Source organism: Actinomyces sp. S6-Spd3 (assembly GCF_000758755.1).
Lineage (GTDB): Bacteria > Actinomycetota > Actinomycetes > Actinomycetales > Actinomycetaceae > Pauljensenia.
Window position 1 is genome coordinate 1 of sequence record NZ_JRMV01000279.1, and the last position, 25,452, is coordinate 25,452.

Consider the following 25,452-nt stretch of genomic DNA (forward strand, 5'->3'; position numbering starts at 1 on the left):
GGCATAAAAACAAAAAACAAACACACTATCGAGTTCACAAACAACACCCCCACATCTCCCAACCAAACCCACCAAAACCAGCAGGAAAAGCCAAGAAAGAAGGCCACCACCACAGCACCAAGGCCGCGGCGACAAGAGAAAAATCTACACACCCACCACCCCCCACGTCAAACCAAAACCACGTGAACCAGCACACACCTCAATTTTATTGAACGAAGTTTTACCGGCATTGCTATTTCTTTACCTTTGCTATACCCTTATCTCATTCAGTTCGCAGCGCCTACGCAAGGCCAGAAAACGGCTTGGTGCTGCGCTTTTAGATAGTTCGAGGAGTTCTCATGTCGGCGATTTTGGATGCGATATCTACTGCGCTGTATAGCTACATCCTGATCATTCTTCTGATCGGTGTGGGCTTGTACTTCTTTATCCGTACCAAGGCCCTCCCCCTGCGCATGTTCGGCGAGTCAATTCGCGTCGTCATGGAAAAGCCCGAGAAGGGAAGCGATTTCTCATCATTCCGCGCACTCATGGTCTCTACGGCCTCGCGAGTGGGCGTCGGCAACATCGCGGGTGTCGCAACTGCAATCGCACTGGGCGGGGCAGGCGCGGTCTTCTGGATGTGGGTCATCGCAACCATCGGTGCCGCATCAGCTTTTATCGAATCAACGCTCGCACAGATCTACAAGCGCCGTTCCCCGCACGGCCACTCTTTCGGTGGCCCCGCGTACTACATCAAGGACGCACTGCGCAGCAAGACCCTCGCAATCATCTTCGCCGTTGCACTGATCGTCACCTACATGGGCGGATTCAACCTCCTCGCTTCCTTCAACGTGAATCAGGCTTTCAGCGCATACAGCTGGTACAACGCCAGCTACACGCCTTACATCATTGGTGGACTGCTCGGCCTGGCCATGGCCGGCTCGATCTTCGGCGGAACTCGTCGCCTCTCTGACATCACCGGCATCCTCGTGCCGATCATGGCCATCGTCTACCTGAGCGTCGGCATCGTCGTCATCGCATTGAATTGGCGCAACATCCCCACGATGTTCGAATCAATCTTCGCTAGCGCCTTCGATTTCAAGGCGATCTTCTCCGGTTTTGCTGGCTCCGCCGTCATGCTCGGTATTAAGCGTGGTTTGTACTCGAACGAGGCCGGTGTCGGTTCTGCCCCCAACGCCGCGGCTTCTGCTTCGGTTTCCCACCCCGTCAAACAGGGCCTCGTCCAGATGCTCTCGGTCTTCATCGACACGATGATCATCTGCACCATCACCGCATTCGTCATCCTCTCCTCGAATATCGAACTCACAGGAGACGTCACGGGCGCACCGCTGGTCCAAAACGCAATGGCGACGACAATCGGTTCCTTCGCAGGCCCCTTCACGACCTTCGCTCTCTTGCTCTTCGGCTTCACCACCCTGGTCGGCAACTTCTACTACGCCGAGGTGAACCTGCGCTTCCTCTTTGGCGACAAGCCCACCCCGCACTGGGTCCTGACGATCTTCCGCGCGGTGGCCTCGTTGCTGGTTTTCGCTGGCGCACTACTGGAGTTCTCGGTCGCATGGAACATCGGCGACATCCTCATGGGGTTGATGGCCCTCATTAACCTGCCCGTCATCGTGATCCTGGGCAATAAGGCCATCCGATGCGCAAAGGACTATCAGATGCAGCGCAAGCAGGGACTTAACCCCAGCTTCCGGGCTTCCACCATTGGAATCACCCAGAAGTTGGATTACTGGCAGGACTGATTCCACGCTCTCGAAATTAGTCAGGGTCTCGGCCGCTTCCTCAGGAGGCGGCCGAGACTTTTTTCAGTACGAAGTAAGCCAGCAGCATCTTGATCAACAGCCCGGCCAGCCTGCGCGGCGCATACAAAAAGGGCCGGGTTTAAAACCCGGCCCAACTTGTGGAGCTAAGGGGATTCGAACCCCTGACCTTCTCATTGCGAACGAGACGCGCTACCAACTGCGCCATAGCCCCAAGGACCTCACCATCATAGCGGGAGAAGTCTATTTGGCCAAACGGAGCCCGCGAAAAGCCCCGTGGCTCGACTACTGCGCGATGCGAGAATCCAGTGCGGCCTCGACGTCCAGCACGACCGATTCGAAGGCAACAACTTCTTCAGTCGAGCGCGCATCCTGCGCCACAGGACCAGCTGCAATCGGACGAGCAGGGATACGAGCATCCACTCGTGGAATTCCCCGGATATCCGTATCGGGGTGGACAATTCGGCCGCTCAAACGAGCGCGCATTGCATAGGTCGGTGCGGGGATCGCTGCCGGAGTCCATGTGCGGCGCTCAACCGGTGCGGGAACCTCTTCTTGAATTTCCGAGGCCACGCTCACTTGGGCATCGGTACTTTCCTGCGCCGAAACTTCCTCGAGCGGAGCTTCCGCAGGCACTTCTGCGGCGGGTTCCTCGGACTCAAACGAATCGGAAGCTTCAGCCTCAGCAACTTGCTTGGCTTCCACAGCTTCGGCCTGAACGGTTACCTTGGCCTCAGTTGTCGAACGCGAGAGTTGATCGCGCAAACGGTGAAGCTGGGCTACTTCTTCTTCGCCCATCCGCTGGGAACGCACAGCACATGCGCGCGAGAAAGCTATCGTCGCAAGCCCCAGAGCAAAAGGAAGAACGGGCCAGATCCACGACAGTGATGTCGCAGCCGCTGAACCTGCGAGAATCAGAGTCGCAAGCCCCGCCACCGCAACAAGGAGCATGCGGCGCCTGGCGGCTGCGGCCTCGGCACTCAAGCGAGCGGCACGACGTGCACGCAACGCGGAAATCTCACGCACTCCGCGGCTGCGCGCACGGGCGGCCTCGACGGAAATGACTGGAGCATTGTGTGCCACTGGTGAGCTCCTTCGTTGAACGGGACGTGTGCCACTGAGAAGTTTGGGCGACTCGGAGGCGCAATGATCGATAGAAGTGACGCTAGTTGATTCGACGAGACGCAAGCTGGGAGAGAACCGATCGTTCTCTCGGGACTGCATCATCGCGCTTCGACGAGCAATGAGGTATGGAAGGGTCGCCACGCTCACAAGGACTGCTATCGCAACTAAAACTCCGCCATACACCACTCCCCCACGCTAAAACGTCGAGGCTACAATCAGCGGCTAGAGCGGGCGCGTGTCTTTAATCGATAGCAGAAGAAATCCTGAAGATCGCAACACTATTCACAGTTGTCACACCTGCCCCATTATTGGCTAGCGAAGCCCTTTCCCAAACAAGGAAGTGAGCATTCCACCTTCGGGAAGAGATTCAGCATCCATTGCAAAACTCACATGGTCGGCCCACACACCCGCGATATTCATATAGCGCTCGCGATAGCCCTCTTCGCGCAAACCTAATTTGCGGCACAAGCCCAACGAACGCTCATTTTCAGGGCGCACATTGACCTCAATGCGGTGCAATCCCAGTTCACCGATCACGAGGTCCATCATGTAGGAGACAACCAAAGACGCAAGACCCATACGCGATGCTTCCTGAGCAACCCAGTACCCCAGGACCCCCTGACTCATCGCGCCCCACTGAACTTGAGAAAGCGTGAATTGACCAACCGGGCGCCCATCGAATTCGGGCATCAAAATCAAAGAATGCCCCTCGCGCTGGTCTCGGTCCGCGCGACGCATGTACTCCCACAGTGTCGGCAATTCTTCCCGGGCGCCCGCAGGCAAGGTCGCATCCCACGGGGTTAGCCACGGAGCGTTGGCCCGGCGCACCGTATCGACGCGTGAATGATCATGACCCAAAAGTGGGCGGATCGTCGCAATTTTTGGCCGGTTGGGCGCGTCAGGATTCTCATGGAGAAAACCCTCACCAACCGGATCCGAAATCCGGACGCTGAAAAACGAAGGATCGCGACCCCACACCTGAGTCGGCGCAAAAAGTGAACGCAGATTCATCTGCGGTACCTATTAGTCCAAAACCATGCAGCGCAGGGTATCCCCAACGCGCACATTCGTCACGTCTTCGGGAACAACCGCGAGAGCATTGGATTCGGCCAATGCAGACAGCAGCAACGAGGCCGGGGCTCCCATAACCTTCGCCTGATAGCCACTGTGGGGGTCACCAACCAGGCGCACGCGCACAAATTCACGGCGTCCGCGAGGCGAATACCACGAGCGGTCCACTCGAGCTTGAACGCTGGGACGATTGAGTACAGTCCAGCCCTGCATGTGACGCAGAGCGGGACGCACATAGACCTCGAAACACACCTGGGCAGAAACCGGGTCACCAGGGAGGCAGAAAATAGGCGTTCCCGCACGCCCCTGGTCATCTCCACCAACGGTACCTACACCAAGGATGTGCCCGGGCCAAGCTGCAACTGAGTCAAAGCGAACCGTGCCCAGCGCAGAGAGAACCTCGCGCACAGTATCGCCACTGCCGTAAGAAATACCGCCGGTCGTCAAAATCAGGTCAGCGCGCACCAACTGATCTTCGATCGTTTCACGAAGGACCGAGCGCTCGTCGGGGACCGCCGACACGCGGAAAGTCTGGGCTCCCGCGTCAGCAATAGCCGTCGAGAGCGCATGACCGTTGGCGTCAAAAACCGTTCCCGGACGCGCCTCGCGTCCCGGTTCAACGATTTCGTCACCGATCGACAGGATCACCACTCGAGGTCGAGGATGGACCAGCACTCGCGAACGGCCAACCCCGGCAAGAAGAGCAACCTGGCGAGCTCCCACGCGGGTCCCAGCGCGAAGAACAACAGTTCCTTCTTCCACGTCCTCAGCTTTGCGGCGAATATTTTCGCCCACCGCGGGCTGTGTCTTGGCGGAAACCTTGGAGACACCGTGGTCGCTGAATTCCAGAGCAAGAACTGCATCCGCCCCCTGCGGCATGGGCGCACCCGAAGCGATTCGGATTGCACGACCGCGAATGAGGGCTGCGGGGTGAATATCTCCCGCGCGGATTTCTTCCGTTACCGGTAACACAACCGGGGCGTCCGGGCGAGCACCTTCGAGATCGGCAGCAGCAACCGCATAGCCATCGCACGCAGCCAGATCAGCAACCGGGAGGTTGAAAGGAGCTTGGACATCTTCTGCTAGGACGCAACCAACAGCATCTGGAAGTTGAACATCCAGAGGGGGCTGCTGTCCGACAGCGGAAATACAGTCTTGATAGAAGTCAGCGACCGAGCGCATTACAGACCCAGCACCTTCGCGAGGCGATCCTTGATCTGCGATCCAGCCTCGTGGACGAGGAAGTCCGCGAGCTGCGGGCCGAGCTTCGGGTCCTCCAGAGCCAAAGCAATGTTGGCCTCGAGGTAGCCCAGCTTGTCGCCGGTGTCGAAGCGACGATCGTTGACGACAACGCCGTACAGGCCGCCGCCATCTGCCGGATCGCGATCGATCAGGCGAGCAAAACCGTCGGTCAGCTGGTATTCGCCGCCGCGACCGGGCTCGATTCGAGTGAGTTCTTCGAAGATTGCAGGGTCGAAGACGTAGCGGCCGACAACCGCGTACTCGCTCATGACTTCTTCGAGCGGGGGCTTCTCAACGACGCGGTCGATGCGCATGAGCTCACCCTCGTTGAGGGAGACGCCCTCGGGGATCGCCAGGGGGGTGACCGAGGTCGAGGCGTATGCCGTCGCCTGCTCGGGAGTCACACGCAGAAGGGCAACAACCGAACCGCCCAGAGCGTGGCGCACATCGATCATGTGCTTGAGCAAGGTGGAGTTGGGGTGCATGAGGTCATCGGGAAGCATCACAGCAAAGGGAGCATCACCGACGTGCTGGCGAGCCTGCAAAACTGCATGTCCCAATCCCAGGGGGTGTCCCTGACGCACGGAGTGCATGCGCGCAAGCTGGAGGTATTCACGAGAGAGGGCAAGAAGTTCATCCTTGCCTGCCTTCTCCAGTTCATGCTCGAGGCCGGGATCGGCATCGAAGTAGGCTTCGATGGATTCTTTGCCGGTTCGAGTAACGAAGAGCATATCGTCGATGCCGGCATCCGTTGCCTCACGAGCGATATATTCAATTGAAGGGCGGTCAACGACAGGCAGCATTTCCTTGGGCACAGACTTTGTGATCGGCAGGAAACGGGTGCCGCGTCCGGCGGCCGGGACGACCGCGTGACGCACAGGTACATTTCGATCTGTCATGATGACCACAGTAGCGGAGGAAAGGGCACATGAGCGACATTACCGTGCATAAAGACTCAATTCGCCGCAAGATTCGCGCCCACCGCGATGCGTATTGTTGCCAGCGAGGCCGCCCGCACGAAGGTGAACATTTGTTGCTTAATTGGCAACGCGCACTGACTGAATTCGATATTCATCCAAGTCCCCAACACCCAGTTGCAGCTTTCTACCCCATGGAGAAAGAACCGGATATCACCGGCATTGTGGGCGCGCACAATCCGATTCTCCTACCCGTTTTATGTCAGAGTGATGGGCGCCTTCTGAAAGAAGTGGCGTGGTCACTCCACACAGAAGAGAATTCGCTCATTCGCCCCAATCCTCTTTTTCCGTCGCAAAGTACCGCTGAGCTTCGCGGGCCCGAGGCCATTGCTACCGCATCAGTCGTTTTGGTGGCGGGGCTTGCAGTCGACCGCGCGGGGACTCGGCTGGGACAAGGGGGCGGGTGGTACGACCGTGCTCTGCGGTTCATATCCGCAAAGACTCCCGTAATTGCTTGCGTTTTTGACTGGGAATATATGGGAGACCTACTTCCCCGTGAAGCACACGACATGGCCGTCGATGGGGTTCTCACGCCCACACGTTTTATTAATCTGAAAGCGCAATGAGTAACTCCTGCAAAACAGTGCCGCATTTTGTGAGGAAAACTGCTTGTTTAGGGCTTCCCTCGGCATTCTTTTTCTCGCTAGGCTTTTTCCTTGGTTGACGCATACGCGTCACGCAACACGTGCGAGTTCGGTGAAACCTGCTGGACTCAGAGCTGAAAATACAACTCAAGGAGAAATCCATGCTTAAGGGCTTCAAGGAATTCATTTCCCGCGGAAACGCCATTGATCTTGCCGTCGGCATGGTGATCGGTGCTGCCTTCACCGCAGTCGTCACCGCACTGGTCACCAACGTCATCAACCCCCTCATCGGTGGTCTTTTTGGCGAGCAGAACTTCGATGATGTCTTCCACTTCGCCGTTGGCACAGCAACCGTTAAGCCCGGTACCGTCATCACTGCGCTCGTGAACTTCCTGCTCGTTGCCTTCGCTCTGTACTTCTTCATCGTCTTGCCGATGAACGCGCTGGCAGCTCGCCGCAAGAAGGAAGAAGATGCGGAGACCCCCGAGGTCAGCGAAGATGTTCAGCTGCTCTCGGAGATCCGCGACCTGCTTAAGGCTCAGAACAACAACTGATTGTTTGCCTGAAAACGTCACGGTGGTGGCAACCATTTGGTTGCCACCACCGTTTTTATACTCAACAGCGCCGCTTAGATCCGTGCTTGCGCGTGCGGAGGCACGTTCTCTTTCAACCGCCGAGTATTCGACTGATCCGCTTCGCCAACAATATGAGCCTTATCGGCAGCGTCTTGGCGTTCCTGATCACTCACTCGTTCCTCAAGAGAAGTGGGAATCCCCTGGTCACTCAAGCGTAAATCCACCTCGTTGACGTAGAGCACACGCCTGCGTGCTCGCCGCCGCACGCTCCCCTGACCGGCTTCACTCATTTTTCAGCTGCCTTATTACTTTGCGCTCGTATTCCTACGAACAACGTGACGCAAGACAGCATCAGTCTGGGCACCACGGCGCGTCAGACCGAGAGCGCGCCAAAGCTCATCGACTGATTCTTCCTCGCTGCGCTCTACTCCATCAGAGGCAACCCACTGCGCGATCTCATCGAGTTGATCATCACTGTAGGCGGCAAGGGGAAGCCCACGAGCAATCGCAGGACGCTCGCCGCGCGCACTCTCGGCCTCGATATCGCTTGCAAGAAGGTCACCCTCCCCACCCTGAGTGTCTTCAACCCATTCATCGCGACGCTGACGTGCCTCGCCAGCATGGTCATCTGCTGCATTTTCTTCAGAAATAGGCGCTAGATCGGCATCCTCAGAAGCATTCGCACCGAACTCAGCATCTGGATTCTCAGGAAGCTCCATCACGGGAACAGCGGGACCGTTGATCTCGTCGACGGCATCCAAAACCAGCTGGACGATCCGATCTGTTTCCTTCGCTGGATCGATGAACACCGCCATCGACAAGGCAATGTGGACCTTCCAGCCCTGTGCTTCAAGCATCGCGGGCCACAGGCGATCACGCACACGCAGCGAGGGCTGCGCAACGTATTCGTCATCATCGGTAAGCACTGCAAGGAGCAGACGCCCCGGAACCTCAGGATGCCCGATCGCCAGCGGAATCCGCAATCCACCGGGAATCCCGATGTTTGCCACGACTTCAAGACCGAGGCCGTAGAGTCGATCCGCAAGATCAATGAGCAGTCGATCAGGTTCAATATCCAGGGTCGGCCACGAATCAATACCAACCCCGGATTGGCCTCGGGCAATCTCAAGGAGATCGACGAGCATCAGCGCACCACGCTGGGACAGGCGGGACGTATCGATTTCTTCGGGGCGAATCGAGGACACGACGGTGAGGTCTCCGCGCACAGAACGCAAGACATCGGCCATCACGCCCGCTCCCGCGGGGGAAGAAAAGACGCCGAAGTGGTGGATCACGCGACCGTGCGGGGTCTTCGCAAAACCGACAGCGATGATGATGTGGTCGCGGCCCAGGCCTCGTGCACCATCGGGGTCGACAACCACGAAGGGCTCCACGCGTGCGGGATCGAAGAACGAGGCCAAGCCGGGCTCTGCGCCGATCGTCCGCATGAGCTGGCTGCGGATCCTCTCCGCATGCTGCGAGTTCAGGGCGACCACTGCGAGGGAACGCTCAGGAGTAGTCGTCGCATGTTCGAGAACAGCTTCGACGACGGCATCCACTTCCACCGCGGTCGATTCAACAGCCTCGCTACCGGGGGTCGGCATACCCGTCCCCTCGGTCCAAATCGCTGTTACGGGAGCACTGGCGGAAGTCCACGGAACCGGAACACCCGTGTGATCAACGCGGTAACGCGCAAGCAGGAGCGCCATCTGGTCGTTCAAACGAGTCGGGCGTACTTCCATGCGCAGGTGCGGAAGAACCTCGGAAAGAGCCGCAACCGAATCATCGACGTGTTCTTGAGCAAGATCAGCGAAAAGAACGACCTGAGAAGCACGCGAAATGATCGGAACAAGCTCCGCCAAAGGCAGCGCATCAACGTCATCCAAGATGACAACATCGACCTGATGATTCTCCGGCAAAATCTGCGGGACAAGAGTCGGAACCGTCAAGACCGCCGGGATCAAATCCCACGCCAAGGGGAACTGCGCATACAACGAGGTCAGCGCATGCTGGTCATTGACAGCTAATTCAAGCGCGCTCAAAGCCTGAGGATCGTTCGCAACGGCTTGGGTTCGGCCTCGGCGAAGGCGTGAGATCACTTGCGGAACCAAGGAGGCGACCTGCTGACGATCCAGTTCGCGTCCTTCAGTCAAAGCCTGCTCAAGGACCGCAGGATCAAAGCCACCCAAACGAGAGTCCGTCGCCAGCATGAGACCAAGGATGGAAGCCCACCACGCAAGATCGAGTTCGGCGTCCAGCTGGTCGTCATCAACGTGACGGCCACGAAGATCGCGTGTCAAAGGCTCCAGCCCCAACTCGGCCAGTTCTTTCAAGACCGCGACGCGACGCGGCAATTCATAGCCGCCCTCAGGATCGGCACTCAGGCGCTCGCAAAGCTTGGCCAAATCAACGATTGGCATCATTTCCAGATCGCCATGAGCGGTAACGAACATGGGGTTCAGGTGCGCGAGATCCTCGGCAACCTCGTGAGTGAGGGCAGCGGCCTGAGCCAAGTTCGATGGCAGCTTCGGCCAGCCGTCGCTATCACAGTGCTGACGCCACACATCGCGGCGCTCCTGAACGGTCAACAGCGCACGATGCAAGTCCTCAACATGGCTTCCCGGACGCAGCATGTCCTGCGCCTGCTTGACCAAGCGGACGCGCTGTGAGCGGGGCATGGAAATACCGTGCTCTTGACGCCACTTCTTCGAGGCGGTCGCAATGACCATATCGGCCGCGGAACGCTCAAAGACCCGCGGTTGGAAAACGTCGAGAACCTCACGAACCCCCTCGAACATAGCAAGTTGGTCGTACCACTGACGCATATTGACCGCCGAAGAAATCCCCGTCTCTCCCGCGACAGAGGCAATCAGCACACGAAGCTCAGGCAGAGTTTCCTTCGCAAGGCGATTCACGCGCTCAAGGACGTCGGGAACCTGCTCCTGGGAACCAATGACGATCCCCTTCCACGGGCCCACCTGCGCATTGCGCGAAAACACTCCCAAGGACGAGGCCTCGTGGAGGAGCTCGCGGGCACGCGCACCTTGGTCAGAAGCGATCTCAATGAGGATCTCTTCGCTCAAACGCACACGAGTACGCGGCGCTGGCTTGGTCGCCGTCAGGTCGGTGAGAACCTGGAGGGCATCAAATGCGCTGACCCCAAACTGCTTGAAGGGGCGATGCAGGTAGGTCGTGTAGGACGAAAGCGTCTGGCGAACACTACGCAAACGAGCGCGCATCTTTGCGACCTCAGCGCTGTCCTCAACCGAGGTCAGATCTTGCGAGGCATGAATGAGCTGAAGACCCAGCGTCGCATCAGACGCGTTAGAACCGTCGATACGAACCGCGGCCTCGTCCACGCCCAAGTCGCGAAGGCGACCGTGCACGGCCAAGGTCCGCGAAGGCGATCCTGCAATATGGACCACCGTGCGGCCATTCGCGGCGCTATCGGCAATAATCGCCGCGATCAAAGAAGCATCATCCGCTCCCGATGGTGCATCAACGATGAAGGAATAACCACCCGCGACGGCCTCGACAACATCTTGTTGCTTCGGGGTTAGGTCACCCGCACCGCGTTCCTCATCGGGGTCGCGATCACTGGGGTTCGATTCGGGAAGAGGCCCCGAAATGGCACTACGCGCAGCCGCATCCCCAGCCAGAGCGCGAATAATACGATTCTTCATCAAGTGAGCGGGACGATCGAGCTCACGAAGCAGAAGTGCGGCCGGGTGCTCAAAAATGCCGATGGTCAGTTCTTCGCGTACATCAAAGTTGTCAAGCACCGAGGCGGCTTGACGCGCGTGGTCCAAGACAACCGAGGCCGAAAAACCGTGTGTCTGAGTGGACAGGTGCGCGACCTCGTCCATGTCGATGTGGACGTTCTTTTCCGCGAGTGCGTCTTCGAATGCGGCCGACAGTTCCATCCCGTGACGCAAGGTAATGACGACATCGTCGCCTTCAAGACTCAGGCGCAGGGGACGCAAGAAAACCGGCGCACTGGTGCGGGCCTCGCCTTCCCCCCACTGCGCGTGTCCGATCGCGATGTGGACGGGAGCAACTCCGTGGCGCATCGCCATTTCATGGGCGAAGGAAACCAAGGAACGCGCGCGCTCCAAGGCGCGCTTGTGCGCAGCGCTTTCTCGGATGAGGCTGGAGAGTTTCGTGGGCCGCCCCGCATACAGTTGAGCCAGGCCGCCGGGATGCGCCTCAGATACGGTCAATCGCGGGAAAGTGTTTCCGCCTTCTTCTGAGGTAATTTGGCGCAATTGCGCACGCCATTCTTGGACAACATGGTCGCTGGGTGCACTCGGCATCTCGGAAGAGGACTGTTCCTGCTCCCGCGGGGAATCTTGCGTCGATCGAGAAAAGAAATTTACGGCCACAAAACCACCGTAATAGAAAAGGCTGGGCTCACCGGGGACAAAGCGCCGTAAGGGAACATTTTCCCAGCACTTGGGCCGCCCGGTCCCAAGAGAGTCGGTGCTTTAAGCTATCCCCATGAGCACTGTTGCAACTGATTTTGCGTCCAAATTGGCCCCACTGGTGGAGCTGGGCGAACGAGCTGGAATCCCCAGCGAGCACCTGCGTCCCTACGGTTTTGACCTTGCGAAGGTCGATCTCGAGGCACTCGATGTCTCTGCCCCTCAGCGTGCCCACTATGTCGTTGTCACTGCTACCTCCCCGACCCCCTATGGCGAGGGCAAGACGACAACCGCAATCGGCTTGGTTCAGGGTCTAGCCCTGGAAGGTGCCTCCGCGACCCTGACTATTCGCCAGCCCTCAATGGGCCCGACTTTCGGCGTCAAAGGAGGAGCAGCGGGCAGCGGTAAGAGCCAGGTATTGCCATTCGAGAAGATGAATCTGCACCTGACCGGAGACTTCCACGCAATCACCGCGGCACACAATCTCCTGTCCGCAATGATTGACAATCACCTCCACCAAGGAAATGAGCTGCACCTCAAGGAGCGTTCGATCACGTGGCCTCGCGTCCTTGACGTCAATGATCGCTCTCTGCGCCACGTCGTAACCGGCCTGGGCGGGGCAATCGACGGAGTGACTCGCCAAGCTTCTTTCGATATCACTGCAGCCAGCGAAGTCATGGTCATCATGTCCCTAGCGACCTCTTATCGTGACCTGCGTGAGCGCCTTGGCCGCATCGTTATCGGTCAAAACGAGGCCGGAGAATACGTGACCGCAGAGGACCTTAAGGCTGCGGGGGCGATGGCGGCGCTTTTGCGTGATGCGCTGAGCCCGAATCTTTTGCGCACCACCGAGGGAAGCCCCGTTTTGGTGCACACCGGGCCCTTTGGAAATATTGCGACGGGATGTTCCTCGGTGATCGCGGATCTTCTTGCCGGCCAGCACAGCGACTTTGTTGTGACCGAAGCAGGATTCGGTGCAGATATGGGCGCCGAGCGTTTCTTCAACATCAAGTGCCCTCTGGGTGGCTTACGCCCCGATTGTGCGGTCATCGTCACGACGGTTCGCGCGCTCAAGTCTCACTCGGGTCACTACAAGCTTGCCCCGGGGAAGGCTCTTCCCGAGGCGATGGTGGAAGAAAATGTTGAGGAGGTGCGCGTGGGAAGTGCAAACCTTCTCAAGCACATCGAGATCGTTCGCGGTTTTGGCCTGAACCCCGTGGTTGCCATTAACGTCTTCCCCACCGATCACGAGGCCGAGTTGGCTGAGATCGAGGCGATCTGCGCCGAGGCCGGGGTGCGCGTGGCGCGTTCCTTGGGCGTTGTCGAAGGCGGTGAGGGCGCCCGTGCTTTGGCACGCGAAGTGCAGGCAGCCTGTGAAGAATCCGATCCTTCCGCAGTCCACCCCCTCTATGAGGATGAGGATTCCTTAAAAGAAAAGATCGCGAAGGTTGCTGCGATGTACGGTGCGGCAGGTGTTGATTACACCCCTGCAGCAGCCAAGCGCCTCAAGGAATATCAAGAGGCAGGTTATGGGAATCTGAAGGTTGTCGTTGCTAAGACTCCGATGTCGCTGAGCGCCGATCCTCAAGCAAAGGGCGCTCCTACCGGGTGGACGCTTCCAATCCGTGAAGTCCGTCTTGCAGCGGGTGCGGGCTACGTCTACGCAATCTCGGGAACCTTGTCGACCATGCCAGGTTTGTCTGCTCACCCCGCAGCAGAGCGCATTGAACTCACCGAGGACGGCGTCATCACCGGGGTGAAGTAAGCCTAAAGCGGCTGATCAGAAGGCTCCCTGTCGATCACTGCTTCATGCAGGTCGACAGGGAGCCTTCTTGTTGATTGAGCTCGGGCGGGTACTAGATGACCAGAGGGCATCCCGAACAGTGAAGCATCACCTCGGGAGTCTTATTCCCGTGGCACGCACCCAAGCCCGAAGCACACAGCGACTGAGCACTGGCGGCTTGGCCTCGGCGCTGCATATCTTCGACGACCACGGTCGCAAAGGCGAGCGATACTTTCGCCCGCTGAGCGGCGGCCTCGAGAGTACAGCCCCGTGCCAACGCCTCTTTGAGACGCTGGGCTGGGGAGACAAATGATGCAGTCACAGGATCAGGCGTCCGATCTGGAAGACGGCAACGGCAAGGACCCACGCACTGACAAGTTGGACGCCAACCGCCGCTGCTGTGAGTTTGCCACCAATCTGGCGGACCTGTTCAGCTACTGTCGCCATACACGGGGTGTAGGTGAGGACGAAGACCAAGAAGGCATAGGCAGCGACCGGTGCTGCATCTCCCGCGGACTTTTCGAAAGATTCAGTGACCAGAGTGGGAAGCGAACCCAAGTCATCGCCGCCGTCTTCAGCGTCACCGCCCTCGGTTTCGGGATCCATATTGTAGGAAGTGACGATCGAGGAAATCACCGTTTCCTTCGCAACGAAGCCAGTCATGAGAGCGCCGGTCATGTGCCATTCACCAAAACCAGCGGGCTTGAACACTGGCTCAAGCACCTGGGCGGTGCGCCCGTAGAGGGAATCTTCCATGGGGAGTTCGGAATCAGCGAAAGAGTAGTTCCCCGCCATGGGAATTGCACCCATGAGCCACACAACGAAGGTCATCGCCAAGATGATCTTGCCGGCACCCTTCACAAAGGCCCACGCACGCAGCCACGTGGTCCGCAAAATCACGAAAACGCGCGGAACTTGATACGCGGGAAGCACGAGGAACAGTGGAGATGTCGTGGTCTTCTTCGTGAAGAAGGGCTTGAGAACAAGCGCACCCAAGATCACCATGATGAGCGAGAGCACATAGAGCGAGAAGATCACTGTTCCAGCGTTATCGGGGAAGAAGATCCTGGCGATCATCAGGTAGATGGTGAGTCGCGCTGCACACGAGGTGTAGGGCGTAATGATGGTCGTGACAATTCGCTGGGCGGTGTTGGGAAGCGTACGCGTTGCCGCCAGTGACGGCAGATTGCAGCCAAATCCCATGATGAGCGGCAAGATCACGCGGCCATCCAGGCCGATCGCACGCATCACGCGGTCACCAAGGAAGGCGGCGCGTGCCATGTAACCGGAGTCTTCCAGGATGGAAATCATCAAGAAGATGATGAACATCAGGGGAATGAAGGAAGAAACCACACCCAAACCGGTGCATAGACCACCAATGAGGAAGCTGTGAAGCCAACCGTCTTGAAGTCCACCGAGCGTGAGGAGGTAGGTAATTCCATTCGCTAGAGAGGGGAAGCCTTCATCCGTTGAGGAGAAGATGTGGTCGAAGAAGTCCTGGACGGGGCTAACCCATTCGCCTGCGACTTTGAAGAGGAGCCACATGAGGGCGAAGAAGATCGGGATGCCGATCCACGGGTTGAGCAAAACGCGGTCGATTTTGTCCGAGGTGGACAGGGTCGGGTCTCCCTGGGGCTCACCGACGACTGCTGTCTCAACCTTGTCAACCCAGGCAAAGAGCTCATCCGCTTGGGTGAGTCCACCGCATCCACAGGTGCAGCTTCCATCTGCAGCGTTGACAGGCAAGCCCTTCGGACGTGCCGGATGAGCCAAGGAATTGCGGATCACGCCCTCGATGAAATCGGAGTTGTCCAAGTGGCGCGGGTCTACGGCCAGAACGGGGATTCCCAATTCCTCTGCGAGTTTGTCAACGGGGTACTTCTGGCCGTCCTTTTCAGAGACATCAACCATGGTCGCAATTGCAACAACAGGGTGCCCTGCTTGAGCGACCTGCCCTAGCAGGTACAGCGAACGCGTCATTGCGCTTGCGTCAAGCAGAACAACGGCAAGATCGACCTTGCGTCCGGTCCGAGGATCAGTGAAGGAGCCGGGTGCGCCGCTGAGAGTATCGCTAACAACCTGCTCGTCGGGCGAAGAAGCAATCAAGGAGTACGTTCCGGGAAGATCAATGAGGTTGGCGCCAAGTGCCTTCCAGACGCCACGCTTCATTTCAACGGTGGTGCCGGGGGCGTTGACAACGTGCTGGCGTGCACCGGTAATTGCATTGAAAAGAGTCGATTTTCCAACGTTCGGATTTCCGACTAGGACAATGGTCGTTTCCCCGCCGCTAGAGCTCGGCGTGTCGAGTACCGCGACCTCGGCTGCGGGTGAGCAGTGTGGGCAGCTCATGCGATTTCCTCCACTTCGATCGCTCGGGCGCTGCGACGATCAACTGCGACGCGCGCGCCAGCAATATTGACGACGAGGCCACCGAAAGCAGCCTTGTTGACGATGAAGAATTCGCTTCCGGGGCGAACTCCAAGTTCATACAGGCGGAGTCGGTGTTCTGACGGAATGTCCATATTTCCCAGACGCGCCCGAGTCCGCAAAGGAAATTGTGATAGTTGCATATAGCAAGGTTAGGCAAGCATTACCCACACAAGTAACACCTTTGTCCCTCAAGCAAAAATTGCGCGCTTATTGCGCGACTAACTTCCGCACAATCGCTTCAATGCGTCTCAAAAGAGCACTTTTAGTCTTCTGACAACTCCCAGCTACTATGGACCCAAGTCGCATTACACGCCCTGATCTTTTCATCGACGGTTAGGAACGATACGGCCATGAGCAGTATTCAAGAAGTCAAAGATATCCTGAAACGCACCTCAAGCATGCCCTGGGGACCAACCCGAAGTGCTGAAGTTGCACAGGCTGCCGTTCTGGCAGATGCCCTCGAAGGCGAAGAAGCCTTGCAGCTCGAGGTCTATCTTGAACTTGCGCTGTGCTACCAGCAGGGGAACGAAGAGTGGAAAGCACTCGCACCTACTGCCTGGTGCCTGACAAGATTCGAAGAAAACCCCGCAGCTTTCGACGCTGACCAAGTCCATGACCTCGCATGGCTCTACAAGAACGCCGTCACCGCTGCCGGCCGAAATCCCGCAGTTTCGCGCGAGCAGGCTCTCGAGCTCTCCGAAGGCCTGGGACGTTTCTTCCAAGATCAGGGTTTTTCTATGCATTCTGTGCATGGAAGCCGCTTTACCCTGGCACTGGGCATGGGCGATCCGGAAAAAGCACACGAAGAGCTCGTTCAATGGCGCGCCACCCCGCGTGATTCCGTCTCCGATTGCGCGCTGTGCGATCCCGAACGCCAGATTACCGAGGCCACGGTTACGAAGGATTGGGAGCGTGCAGTTGCCACTGCGGTTCCTTTGCTTGACACCACTGAAGGCTGTGGGAATCAGCCTGCGGGAATCCAAGCTGCTTCGATGATTCCCCTCCTCATGTCCGGGCGCCCTGCCGCCGCGTGGGAATCACACGTGCGTTCCTATCGTCATCACCGACGTTCCGCCAGGTACATGGACATCTTGGGAACGCACATGGAGTTTCTCGTGCGTTCGGGACGCTGGCAGCGTGCCCTTGAGATCTTGCGCGATTCCATTGCTTTGACCTCGCAGGCCGAGAGCTGCGCACGTTTGTTTGATTACCTTAAGGGAGCGGCTTTGGCTGCTCGCGAGGCCAGCGATCGCGGCCGCGGACAAGAATCCTTCCGAGCACTGTGCACAGGCCAGTCTCAGTGGTGCGAGGGGCCACGCCTCGATGCAAATACTCCCCTATCCGAGGTTGCCGAAAAGCTCGCTGATTGGCTCCTAGCGGTCGCCAAGCTTTTTGACACTCGTAACGGGAATGACTTCTTCACCGCCAGCGCGAAAGAAGTTCTTGATGCGCATACTTTCGATGATGATGCGGAAGAACTCGCGACGAAGACCTGGACCTTCGAAATTGCCGGGGAACGAGAGGCTCTTCCCGAAGGAATTTCGACGAGCGATGTTGATAAACCCCGAAAGTACGCAACCCATCTCATTCGTCAAGACAAGGTTCGCACCACCGACGATACGGATCCCTATCCGCCCGTCGATCTCACGCCTTTCTCTGTTCCAGCAACAGTGCAAGAAGGCTACGATCGTTTCCTGAAGCGCTGCGGAATAACTGGTTTCGATGTCGAGCGCCAGTTCATTATTGACCGCGTCATCTGCATGGATGAGTCGGTGATGGACATCCAGTACGCAGATGAGGATGCGATATTCTTCAGCCAGTTCGCCTGCGCTGCTTTGATCATGCGTCGCGAGTACGACAATGCAAAGAAAATCGTCTCTCGGGTATCAGAGATCATTTCACAGCTTCCCGACGATCCCGACATTGTTTCCCCCGGTTTCTTCTCCAAGCTCATGGGAAAGAACGCGTCTCTTGGACGCAAGCAGCTTTATGAGAGCCTGCTTGCAATCAGACGCTCCTACATCGAGGTCGACTACTACTACATTCGTAACCAAGCGGTCCCAGACGACATCAAGACGCGCGCCGTCGAGGCTGCCCGCACGCATCGGCTCCTTATTTCAGCAGTAGTTAACCAGCTGAATAGAGGTGCTGGCCAGGCCCGCGATCTTGACATCATCAGTTCAGCGATCGCAACCGCAGCATCGATGTGCAGTAGCTGCAGGGAGTACGAGGAAGCAAGCGCCGGTTACGATCTGTACGAAAGTCTCGAACGTGCTTTCAACCGCCATGCAACTTCTCCTGACCGCGTCACCATCAATGTGCTCCTAGAACGGGCACAGATGGAACGCGAACGAGATGAGTACATGAAGGCATGTCAATACGCCGACAAAGCCATGCGGGTCAGCCCAATGTGTGACCCCTACACTGCCATCATCGGTCGCGCGATCATTTGCGCCGGGTCTATCGCCGCAGGGCAATATGACGAGGCACTTGCGCAGGGGCGCCGATTGAGCGAGATCGTTCATTCTTTCCCAACCCGGGTGTATATCCCACTTGCTGGCCCTATATTCGCCAACGCACTTGTTCAGAAGGACCGCATCTCAGAGGCTGTCGAAATCTTTGAAGAAGCCATGGGCGCACTCGAAGATTCGCCTTATTTCCAGGCACGACGGGGAGAACTGGCTCCATCATTGGCACAGATCTACTGGCGCCTCAACGAATTCCAAGACGCCTACGATCTGGCAGTCACAGAGGCACGATCCTTGCGCGAGCGCGACTATCCGCTGTTCGCACTGAGCCTGACTGAAACCGCATTCCATGCAGCCCGAGAAATGGATGACCGTTTGGCAAAAGCCACTGCCGCACATATGGCCGCAGAGATCTGCCATGACTTGGAAGATGTCGACGAGGAGTGCCGCTGGCTCCGCCAGGAAGCTGCCGTGATCGTCGGAACGCCTGGACGTGTCAGCGAGGAGGATGAAAGACGCGCAAACCAGGTTTTGGATCGCGCTCGAGAACTCATTGCGCCAGCTGCCGGCGAGGACATCACTCGTCGACTCAGAGTTCTCAGGGCTGATGTGAACTACACGCAAGGGTGGGTCACCTTGAACTGCGGCGATCCAGTCGGCGCTATCGAACACCTACGATTGGCTCTTGACGAATACCGAGAACTCGGAGAATACGACGGTTTTGGGTACCCCATGCACGCCATGGCTCAGTGCTATCTCACAATGGGGAACTTTGACGGATTACGCGAGTGCATCGCAGAAACCACCGAAGTCAACAAGCTTGCGACGATCAAAGGAACAAGGCTTCGCGCTTTGATCCGCACTATTCAAGAAATGATCGACGCCGAAGAACCTCGCGAGGATTCAGACGGCTAAGAAGCGGAGAACGCAATACGGGGGGCCAGTACTTTCAAGTACTGGCCCCCCGTCCGCATCGTGCAAGGTGGTACAGATGTATCAAAAACACACTAGACTGATGTGGCTGGCACTGTACGTTGAGGAAGACCATGAACAAGCGAGCCCGCGGGTACGTTATTACTATTTTTGCCTCGATCGCATGGGGCTTCTCAGGGGTCTGTAGCGAGTTCCTCATGAAGGAGTACCAGGCCGATCCCTATTGGCTCACGGCCATTCGCATGCTCCTTGCTGCACCAACGACAATGCTCTTTCTCCTGATCAAAGACCGTGGAATCTCTGAGCTCCACAAGAAGCTGCTCCACAACCGCAGGAGCTATCTTCCCATGGTTATCTATTCCGTCTTCGGGCTTGCAGCCAGCCAACTGACTTACGTGGTAGCCATTGGCTATTCCAATGCGGGTACGGCAACAGTCATCGAGTTCCTCGGCCCTATCCTCATCGTTCTCTTCGTCTGCATCACTGCGCGCAGGCTCCCCAAATACACCGAACTTTTTGCAATTATCTTTGCCCTCTTCGGAACGTTTATCTTGGCAACGCACGGCAACATCGATTCCTTGGTGATTTCAACTCAAGCCCTGAATTGGGGCCTCGCAAGTGCGATTGGCTTCGCCTTGTACACCCTTATTCCCGTCAAGCTCATTCGCCGTTACGGGAGCGAATTAGTCGTTGCTTACGGATTCATCATCGGCGGCATTATCTTGGGACTCATCGTACGGGTATGGAATTACTCCATCACCTGGGACTTCATGTCGATCCTTGCCATGGCCGGTTTGGTCATCATCGGGACAACCTTCGCCTTCAGCTTGTTCTTGCAGGGAGTCGGCGATATCGGTCCGGTGCGTGCAAGCCTCATTTCCTGCCTTCAACCAATCTCGGCAGCTTTCTTCTCTTTCCTCCTTGTCGGTACGCACTTCACGCTGCTCGACATTTCAGGAATGGCCCTCATCCTTGCGGGCGTTATCATTGTCAGTCTCAAAGATCTTATATCTTTGAAGCGATCAAACAACCACGAGCGCAAGCGTCTTCGCCAGCGTTCCGGCCGTCATTAAGAAGGGACAGGGATGTCAACTTTCCAAGTGGACCTGAGAGGAATGGTCGATCTTCTCTCTCGTAATCTGTACTCCGGCCCACGCGTCTACATCCGTGAACTTCTCCAAAACGGCCTCGACGCCATCGAAGCCCGCAGCGCACTCGACCCCGGGTGTCCGCGCCGCGTCACTATCACCATCGAAGGGCGCATCCTCAAGTGCCGTGACAGCGGAGTTGGCCTCACCGAAGAAGAAGCCGCAGGCCTCCTCTCGACAATCGGCGCTTCCTCCAAGCGCGACGAACTTGGCATGGCACGCAGTGACTTCCTCGGTCAATTTGGCATCGGGATGCTCTCCTGCTTCATGATCTCCGATTCGATCACCGTCTACTCGCGCTCGGCAAAGTCCGCCAACTCCCCCACCGTCATTTGGCAAGGAAAGACGGAGGGCACCTACACGACTCAGCCGCTCGGCCCCGGCGATCCCCATAATTTGGGTGAACCCGGAACCGAGGTCGTCTTGGAGGCTCACCCCGGGGAGCCATGGATTGACCCCGATACAGTCCGCGCACTCGTCGACGAATTCGCCTCGCTTCTTCCGATTTCCATCGAAGTTCGCTCCGATTCGGCCGCAACTTTCCACGGCAATGAGACCCCCGTGTGGGAACTCGAACCAGCCGCCCAGCAGCAGTGGTGCGATGAACACTTGGGATCTTCGGGCATGGACATCATTCCCATTGATGTCCCCGCAGCCGGAGTGAAGGGCATCGCGATCGTTTCCCAGCGCCCCAACGCTCTTTCTTCCGATCACCACACGGTCTACGCGAAGAAGATGCTGGTGTCGCGTGCGTGCGAAGGGATCGTTCCCCAGTGGGCATATTTCGTTCGCTTTATTGGTAATTCGAACTACCTGCGCCTGACCGCTTCGCGCGAGCAGCTCAGCGATGACGAACTTTTAGAAAACACTCGCCAAGCAATTGGTTCGTCAATTCGTCAGTGGCTCGAAGATATGGCTGAGAACTCCCCCAGTCGTTTCAATGACTTTATTTCGATCCACGCAATGGGCCTGCGTGCGGTCGCAGTTCGCGACCCCTACATGCTCGATTTGACTGCGCGTTATGTTCCCCTGGAAAGCACTGTCGGAACGCTTCCCCTCTTGGATCTCCTCGCGTCACACGAGTCGATCCGATACACGCGCACTGTCGACCAATACCGCGCCTTGGCAGACGTCGCGGCCTCTCAGTCGATGGTTCTGGTCAACGCAGGCTACGCCTACGACGAAGAGCTCATTAACGCACTGCTCACCGACCCTCGCTATTCGACGATTGCCCAGAAGATTCGCTTGGTTGACCCCTCTGAGCTTCTTGATGCTTTCGAAGAATGCACCTTATCCGAGCAAGCCGAAGCAATGGACCTCATGCTCATTGCCGCCCAGGCGATTGACCCCTCGGATTGCGAAGTTGTCCTTCGCCGCTTTACCCCTCTGACTCTTCCCGCGCTCTATCTGCCGGACCCGGATTTCGCGGGACGCCACGTCCAGCGCAATTCTCAGGCACAGGCCTCGAAGATGTGGGCGGGGATCATGGGGGTCAGCGATCCTTTCGCAAATTCTAAGCCACCCCGTTTGGTACTGAACCGTTCAAATTCGCTGATCACGCGACTGATCCACGCAAGCAGTGTCCCGCAGACGGCCTCGAATGTTCTGCGCGGACTCTACGTCCAGAGCCTCTTGGCGGGACGCCAAACTTTGGGACCCAAGGAACGCGCGTGGGCTGCGCAGCTCCTTGGCTCACTCCTTGATTCCGCACTCGACGACACCTCCAACTGATCGGCCCATTCTCTCCAAAGGACCCTCCAGCCATGCCAAACGCACAAGAAGTTCGCGATCTCCTCGAGTACGCCTCACAGCTCCCCTGGGCTCCCTCTCGAAGCGCGCAGATCGCGCAAGCAGCGATGTGGGCAGACGCCCTCGAAGGTGAGACCGATCTGAAGATCGATGCCTACCTCGAACTCACCATGTCCTATCAGCAGGGAAATGAAGAGTGGAAGGCTTTGGCGCCTCTGTCAACCCTCCTGAACATGTTCGAGAAGAATCCGGCAGATTTCGATGCCGAGCAGATCGAAGAGCTCGCTTGGCTCTACAAGGGAACGGTCTCCGCAGCAGGACGCAACCCCGCTGTTTCACGCGAGCAGCTCGAGGAACTGACGACCGGTTTGGCGCAATTTGTTTCCGAACAGGGCTTTTCCATGCATGTTGTCCACGGGGTGCGCGTCATGCTCGCACTGCGCAAGGGTGACCTTGACGAGGCCCGGGAGGCGCTGACCTTGTGGCGCGCAACCCCTCGCGATGAGATCTGTGACTGTGCTGGCTGCGATCCTGAGAAGCAGATTGCCGAGGCCACGGCCCGAAAGGACTGGGAGCGTGCGGTTGCCACCGCAATGCCACTCTTCGACGAGGAGGGGGCGTGCGCCGCTCAGCCTTACAGTATTCGCGCTCATGCAATGATTCCCCTCCTGATGTCTGGTCGTCCGGACACCGCTTGGGAAGCACACGTACGCTCATACCATAACCATCGTGGCGTCGCTAACACTATGGATTACCTTGGCCTGCACATGGAGTTCCTTGTGCGCTCAGGCAGATGGCAACGCGCGCTCGATATCTTGCGTGACAGCATCGCTCTGACTTCTCAGGCGGAGAACGCCTCGCTGCTCATGGATTATCTCCGAGGCGCTGCACTGACCGCGCGCGAGGCCGCTAAGCGCGGTAAGGGAGAGGAACCCTTGGGAGCACTGTGCACGGGGCACTCCCAGTGGTGCGAAGGTCCACGACTTGACGCCAATACGCCTCTGTCTGAGGTCGCCGATCGACTGAGCGGGTGGGCTTTAGACGTGGCTGCGCTCTTCGATAAGCGCAATGGAAATGACTACTGCACTGTGCTGACTCGTGAAATTATTGAGGCTGGCCCCGTTGACGACGAGGCCGAGAAGCGCGCGAATAGCGAGTGGCGCTTTGAACTCGTTGGCGAACGCGAGAGTATGCCGGAGCCGATTTCTACGGTTGAAGGACAAGAGGCCCGCCCGATTCCTCCCTCGCGCTCTTCCCGCGGCAAGAGCGAAACGATTGATGAGACGGACCCCTACCCCGCAGTGGATTACGACGTTCCCAAGCCTCCGGCCTCGATGCGCGAGGCTTTTGAGCGCTATATGGCAATTGGAGATGCCATTGGTTTCAGTGTTGAAAACAACGTTCTAACCGACTGGGCCTTAGCTTCATCCGAAAACATCGCGGATCTGGACTTCGATACCAGCAATCCTGAAGAGGCTCTGCTCTTTGCTAACTTCGCAAAGACGCTCATGACATTGGGCAAACAATACAGCGCTTTCGAAGGTATCTATGCGCGCGTCGCACCGGTGATCGCCTCGATGAGCGATGATGCCCCGGTTGTTACTCCTGGTTTCTTTGCAAAGGTCTTCGGGCGAGCCGGCACAATCATGAGCCGCAAGGAATTGTTTAGCTCACAGCTCGAGCTCCTCAAGTATTCCTGCGAGTTCAGTCGTTTGTCGTGGCAAGGTGAAGAAGTCTCTGCCGATTTCCGCGCAAGCGTACGTGAATTCCTTGATCGCTTCACGAGTCAGATTGCCCAAATGGTGCCGACGATCAACCGCGGAAAGATCAGCGCATTCGATCTGTCCACCATCGAGGATAGCCTCTCGACCTGCGGCGAAAACTATCTCGAATGCGGCGATATTGAGAAGGCAATGCATAGCCTTGATATCTTCGAATCCCTGAAGCCCGCTTGCGTGCGCAGCGGTACCAAGCCAGAAGCCTTCAAGCGCACAATCCTTTTGGAACGCGCCGAACTTGCTCTTGAGGCACAGGATTTTCGACGCGCAGCCCAGTCAGCTGACCAAGTCCTACGCTCGACGACGCAGGACCCCTACACGGCTTTCTTCGCACGCTTGATCATTTGTGTCGCAAGTCTGAAGGCCGGTGAATCAGCCGAGGCAGCTTCCCAGGCAACGCGAATGAACGAGATCATTTCGCGTACACCTCTGCGTTCTCTTGGACTGGCCTCAACCAAGTTCATCACGGATGCTTTTGTCGCGGTGAGGCGACGCGAGGAAGCGATCGAAATCCTTGAGCAGGCGATTCTGTCCTGCACGGGATCTTGGTTTGGCAAAACGATGGCCGCCTTGTTGCGTACAGCGCTGGCAGAGTATTACCTGAACATTGACAACGATCAGGAAGCCTTTGATACGGCAACAGCGGCAATTCCGGGACTGATCGAATGCGGTTGCTTCCCGACTGCCTCTCGTGCAGGCGAAATTGCGAATAAGGCAGCAGAGGAACTGGGCGATCGTTCGCTTCGTCTAACGGCCATCACGAACGCGCTCAAGGTTGCCGAGCGTATGAACGATCATTCTTCCGTCATTGCCCTACGTCGTATGCAGGCGAATGTCTACCTGACTGTTCCCTCTGGTAGCCCTTCGGATGACGATAAGGATCAGGCACTGCTGGCAGCAGAAGCTGGCATTTCATGGCTGGATTCTTATAGCGAAACCATTGATTCCGAGGAGCTTATTTTCCTTCGGGCGGGTATCGAGTACATCCGGGGATGGGTCTACATGAAGCGAAATGAGCCCGAGATCGCCATCCCGATTTTGAGGCAGTCCCACGAGATGCAAAAAGAGATTAAGGATAGCCAGAACTACCCCTTCCCACTTGCTGCATTGGCCGACTGTTACACCCAACTTGGTGATACAGATGCACTGCGTGACCTGGTCACTGAGCTCAATGAGACTGCGAAGAAGGCTCACTCCAGCGGGAGCAAGCTTCGCGCTCTTGCTCGAGATATTGAGAAGCAGCTCAGCGACCAAGGCGAGGCATAAGGGGAAGACTTCAAGGAGTCGGAAAAGCTGATAACCCCCAGCTTCGTTTTCTGCCTCACTCCTGTAAACGTTCTTTGCCTCACGCTAACGAATCACTAGGACTTTCGTCGCACTACACTGGTTTTGTTCGGCGCGAACC

The 25,452-nt window shown here is 57.4% G+C and carries 18 protein-coding genes and 1 tRNA gene; 9 read left to right on the top strand and 10 right to left on the bottom strand.

Annotated elements, in window-relative coordinates; all coding sequences use genetic code 11:
* Positions 1-212, top strand: a 212-nt coding sequence (locus HMPREF1627_RS10795; RefSeq protein WP_234305270.1) for a hypothetical protein, incomplete at its 5' end; no start/stop codon positions are given.
* Between the two features lie 126 nt (positions 213-338).
* The gene (locus HMPREF1627_RS06360) at positions 339-1,745 is read left to right on the top strand and encodes an alanine/glycine:cation symporter family protein (RefSeq protein WP_034502164.1); all 1,407 of its coding nucleotides are present in this window, start codon (positions 339-341) and stop codon (positions 1,743-1,745) included.
* Between the two features lie 159 nt (positions 1,746-1,904).
* Here HMPREF1627_RS06360 and HMPREF1627_RS06365 read toward each other — a convergent pair.
* The 5 genes from HMPREF1627_RS06365 to HMPREF1627_RS06385 form a co-directional block, all read right to left on the bottom strand.
* Positions 1,905-1,977: transfer RNA gene (locus HMPREF1627_RS06365), tRNA-Ala, on the bottom strand.
* Between the two features lie 71 nt (positions 1,978-2,048).
* Complete coding sequence (locus tag HMPREF1627_RS06370) at positions 2,049-2,846, bottom strand: hypothetical protein (RefSeq protein ID WP_234305271.1); 798 nt, start codon at positions 2,844-2,846, stop codon at positions 2,049-2,051.
* A 354-nt stretch (positions 2,847-3,200) separates the two neighbouring features.
* Complete coding sequence (locus HMPREF1627_RS06375) at positions 3,201-3,899, bottom strand: GNAT family N-acetyltransferase (RefSeq protein WP_034502166.1); 699 nt, start codon at positions 3,897-3,899, stop codon at positions 3,201-3,203.
* A gap of 12 nt (positions 3,900-3,911) precedes the next feature.
* Positions 3,912-5,141: a gephyrin-like molybdotransferase Glp gene (gene glp / locus HMPREF1627_RS06380; RefSeq protein ID WP_034502167.1), complete on the bottom strand. Its 1,230-nt coding sequence runs from the start codon at positions 5,139-5,141 to the stop codon at positions 3,912-3,914.
* A complete protein-coding gene (locus HMPREF1627_RS06385) occupies positions 5,141-6,100 on the bottom strand; it encodes a UTP--glucose-1-phosphate uridylyltransferase (protein ID WP_034502407.1) in 960 nt (319 codons plus the stop codon). The genes glp and HMPREF1627_RS06385 overlap by 1 nt, the downstream gene beginning before the upstream one ends.
* Before the next feature lie 29 nt (positions 6,101-6,129).
* Between HMPREF1627_RS06385 and HMPREF1627_RS06390 the strand changes: the two genes are divergently transcribed.
* Both HMPREF1627_RS06390 and mscL read left to right on the top strand, forming a co-directional pair.
* On the top strand, positions 6,130-6,744 hold the full coding sequence (locus tag HMPREF1627_RS06390; protein WP_234305272.1) for a 5-formyltetrahydrofolate cyclo-ligase: 615 nt from the start codon (positions 6,130-6,132) through the stop codon (positions 6,742-6,744).
* 179 nt (positions 6,745-6,923) lie between these two features.
* Positions 6,924-7,316 carry a large conductance mechanosensitive channel protein MscL gene (mscL, locus tag HMPREF1627_RS06395; protein WP_034502170.1) on the top strand — a complete coding sequence of 131 codons (393 nt, stop codon included), beginning with the start codon at positions 6,924-6,926 and terminating at the stop codon, positions 7,314-7,316.
* A 74-nt stretch (positions 7,317-7,390) separates the two neighbouring features.
* Here mscL and HMPREF1627_RS06400 read toward each other — a convergent pair whose 3' ends face one another.
* Together HMPREF1627_RS06400 and HMPREF1627_RS06405 are read right to left on the bottom strand one after the other, a co-directional pair.
* Positions 7,391-7,627 (bottom strand): hypothetical protein, encoded by a 237-nt coding sequence (locus tag HMPREF1627_RS06400; RefSeq protein ID WP_034502171.1) that lies wholly within the window; start codon positions 7,625-7,627, stop codon positions 7,391-7,393.
* 15 nt (positions 7,628-7,642) lie between these two features.
* The gene (locus HMPREF1627_RS06405) at positions 7,643-11,719 is read right to left on the bottom strand and encodes a hypothetical protein (protein WP_034502172.1); all 4,077 of its coding nucleotides are present in this window, start codon (positions 11,717-11,719) and stop codon (positions 7,643-7,645) included.
* A gap of 115 nt (positions 11,720-11,834) precedes the next feature.
* On the opposite strand from HMPREF1627_RS06405, the gene HMPREF1627_RS06410 reads away from it, so the two are divergent.
* Positions 11,835-13,523 carry a formate--tetrahydrofolate ligase gene (locus HMPREF1627_RS06410; RefSeq protein WP_034502175.1) on the top strand — a complete coding sequence of 563 codons (1,689 nt, stop codon included), beginning with the start codon at positions 11,835-11,837 and terminating at the stop codon, positions 13,521-13,523.
* A 91-nt stretch (positions 13,524-13,614) separates the two neighbouring features.
* Here the strand turns inward: HMPREF1627_RS06410 and HMPREF1627_RS10220 are convergent, their stop codons facing one another.
* The 3 genes from HMPREF1627_RS10220 to HMPREF1627_RS10225 are packed head-to-tail and all read right to left on the bottom strand — an operon-like array spanning position 13,615 to position 16,111.
* Positions 13,615-13,863, bottom strand: a complete 249-nt coding sequence (locus HMPREF1627_RS10220; protein WP_072456447.1) for a hypothetical protein — start codon at positions 13,861-13,863, stop codon at positions 13,615-13,617.
* On the bottom strand, positions 13,860-15,890 hold the full coding sequence (feoB, locus tag HMPREF1627_RS06415; RefSeq protein ID WP_034502177.1) for a ferrous iron transport protein B: 2,031 nt from the start codon (positions 15,888-15,890) through the stop codon (positions 13,860-13,862). Before feoB ends, HMPREF1627_RS10220 begins: the two co-directional genes overlap by 4 nt.
* Positions 15,887-16,111 (bottom strand): FeoA family protein, encoded by a 225-nt coding sequence (locus tag HMPREF1627_RS10225; RefSeq protein WP_081940785.1) that lies wholly within the window; start codon positions 16,109-16,111, stop codon positions 15,887-15,889. The genes feoB and HMPREF1627_RS10225 overlap by 4 nt, the downstream gene beginning before the upstream one ends.
* A gap of 210 nt (positions 16,112-16,321) precedes the next feature.
* On the opposite strand from HMPREF1627_RS10225, the gene HMPREF1627_RS06420 reads away from it, so the two are divergent.
* From HMPREF1627_RS06420 to HMPREF1627_RS06435, 4 genes are all read left to right on the top strand, one after another.
* Positions 16,322-19,354: a tetratricopeptide repeat protein gene (locus HMPREF1627_RS06420; RefSeq protein ID WP_034502180.1), complete on the top strand. Its 3,033-nt coding sequence runs from the start codon at positions 16,322-16,324 to the stop codon at positions 19,352-19,354.
* Between the two features lie 131 nt (positions 19,355-19,485).
* Positions 19,486-20,445, top strand: coding sequence for a DMT family transporter (locus HMPREF1627_RS06425; protein ID WP_052040873.1), 960 nt, complete (start codon positions 19,486-19,488; stop codon positions 20,443-20,445).
* Positions 20,446-20,457: 12 nt separating this feature from the next.
* Positions 20,458-22,251 carry an HSP90 family protein gene (locus HMPREF1627_RS06430; RefSeq protein WP_034502182.1) on the top strand — a complete coding sequence of 598 codons (1,794 nt, stop codon included), beginning with the start codon at positions 20,458-20,460 and terminating at the stop codon, positions 22,249-22,251.
* Between the two features lie 32 nt (positions 22,252-22,283).
* Positions 22,284-25,313, top strand: a complete 3,030-nt coding sequence (locus HMPREF1627_RS06435; protein ID WP_034502185.1) for a hypothetical protein — start codon at positions 22,284-22,286, stop codon at positions 25,311-25,313.
* Positions 25,314-25,452 lie beyond the last annotated feature (139 nt).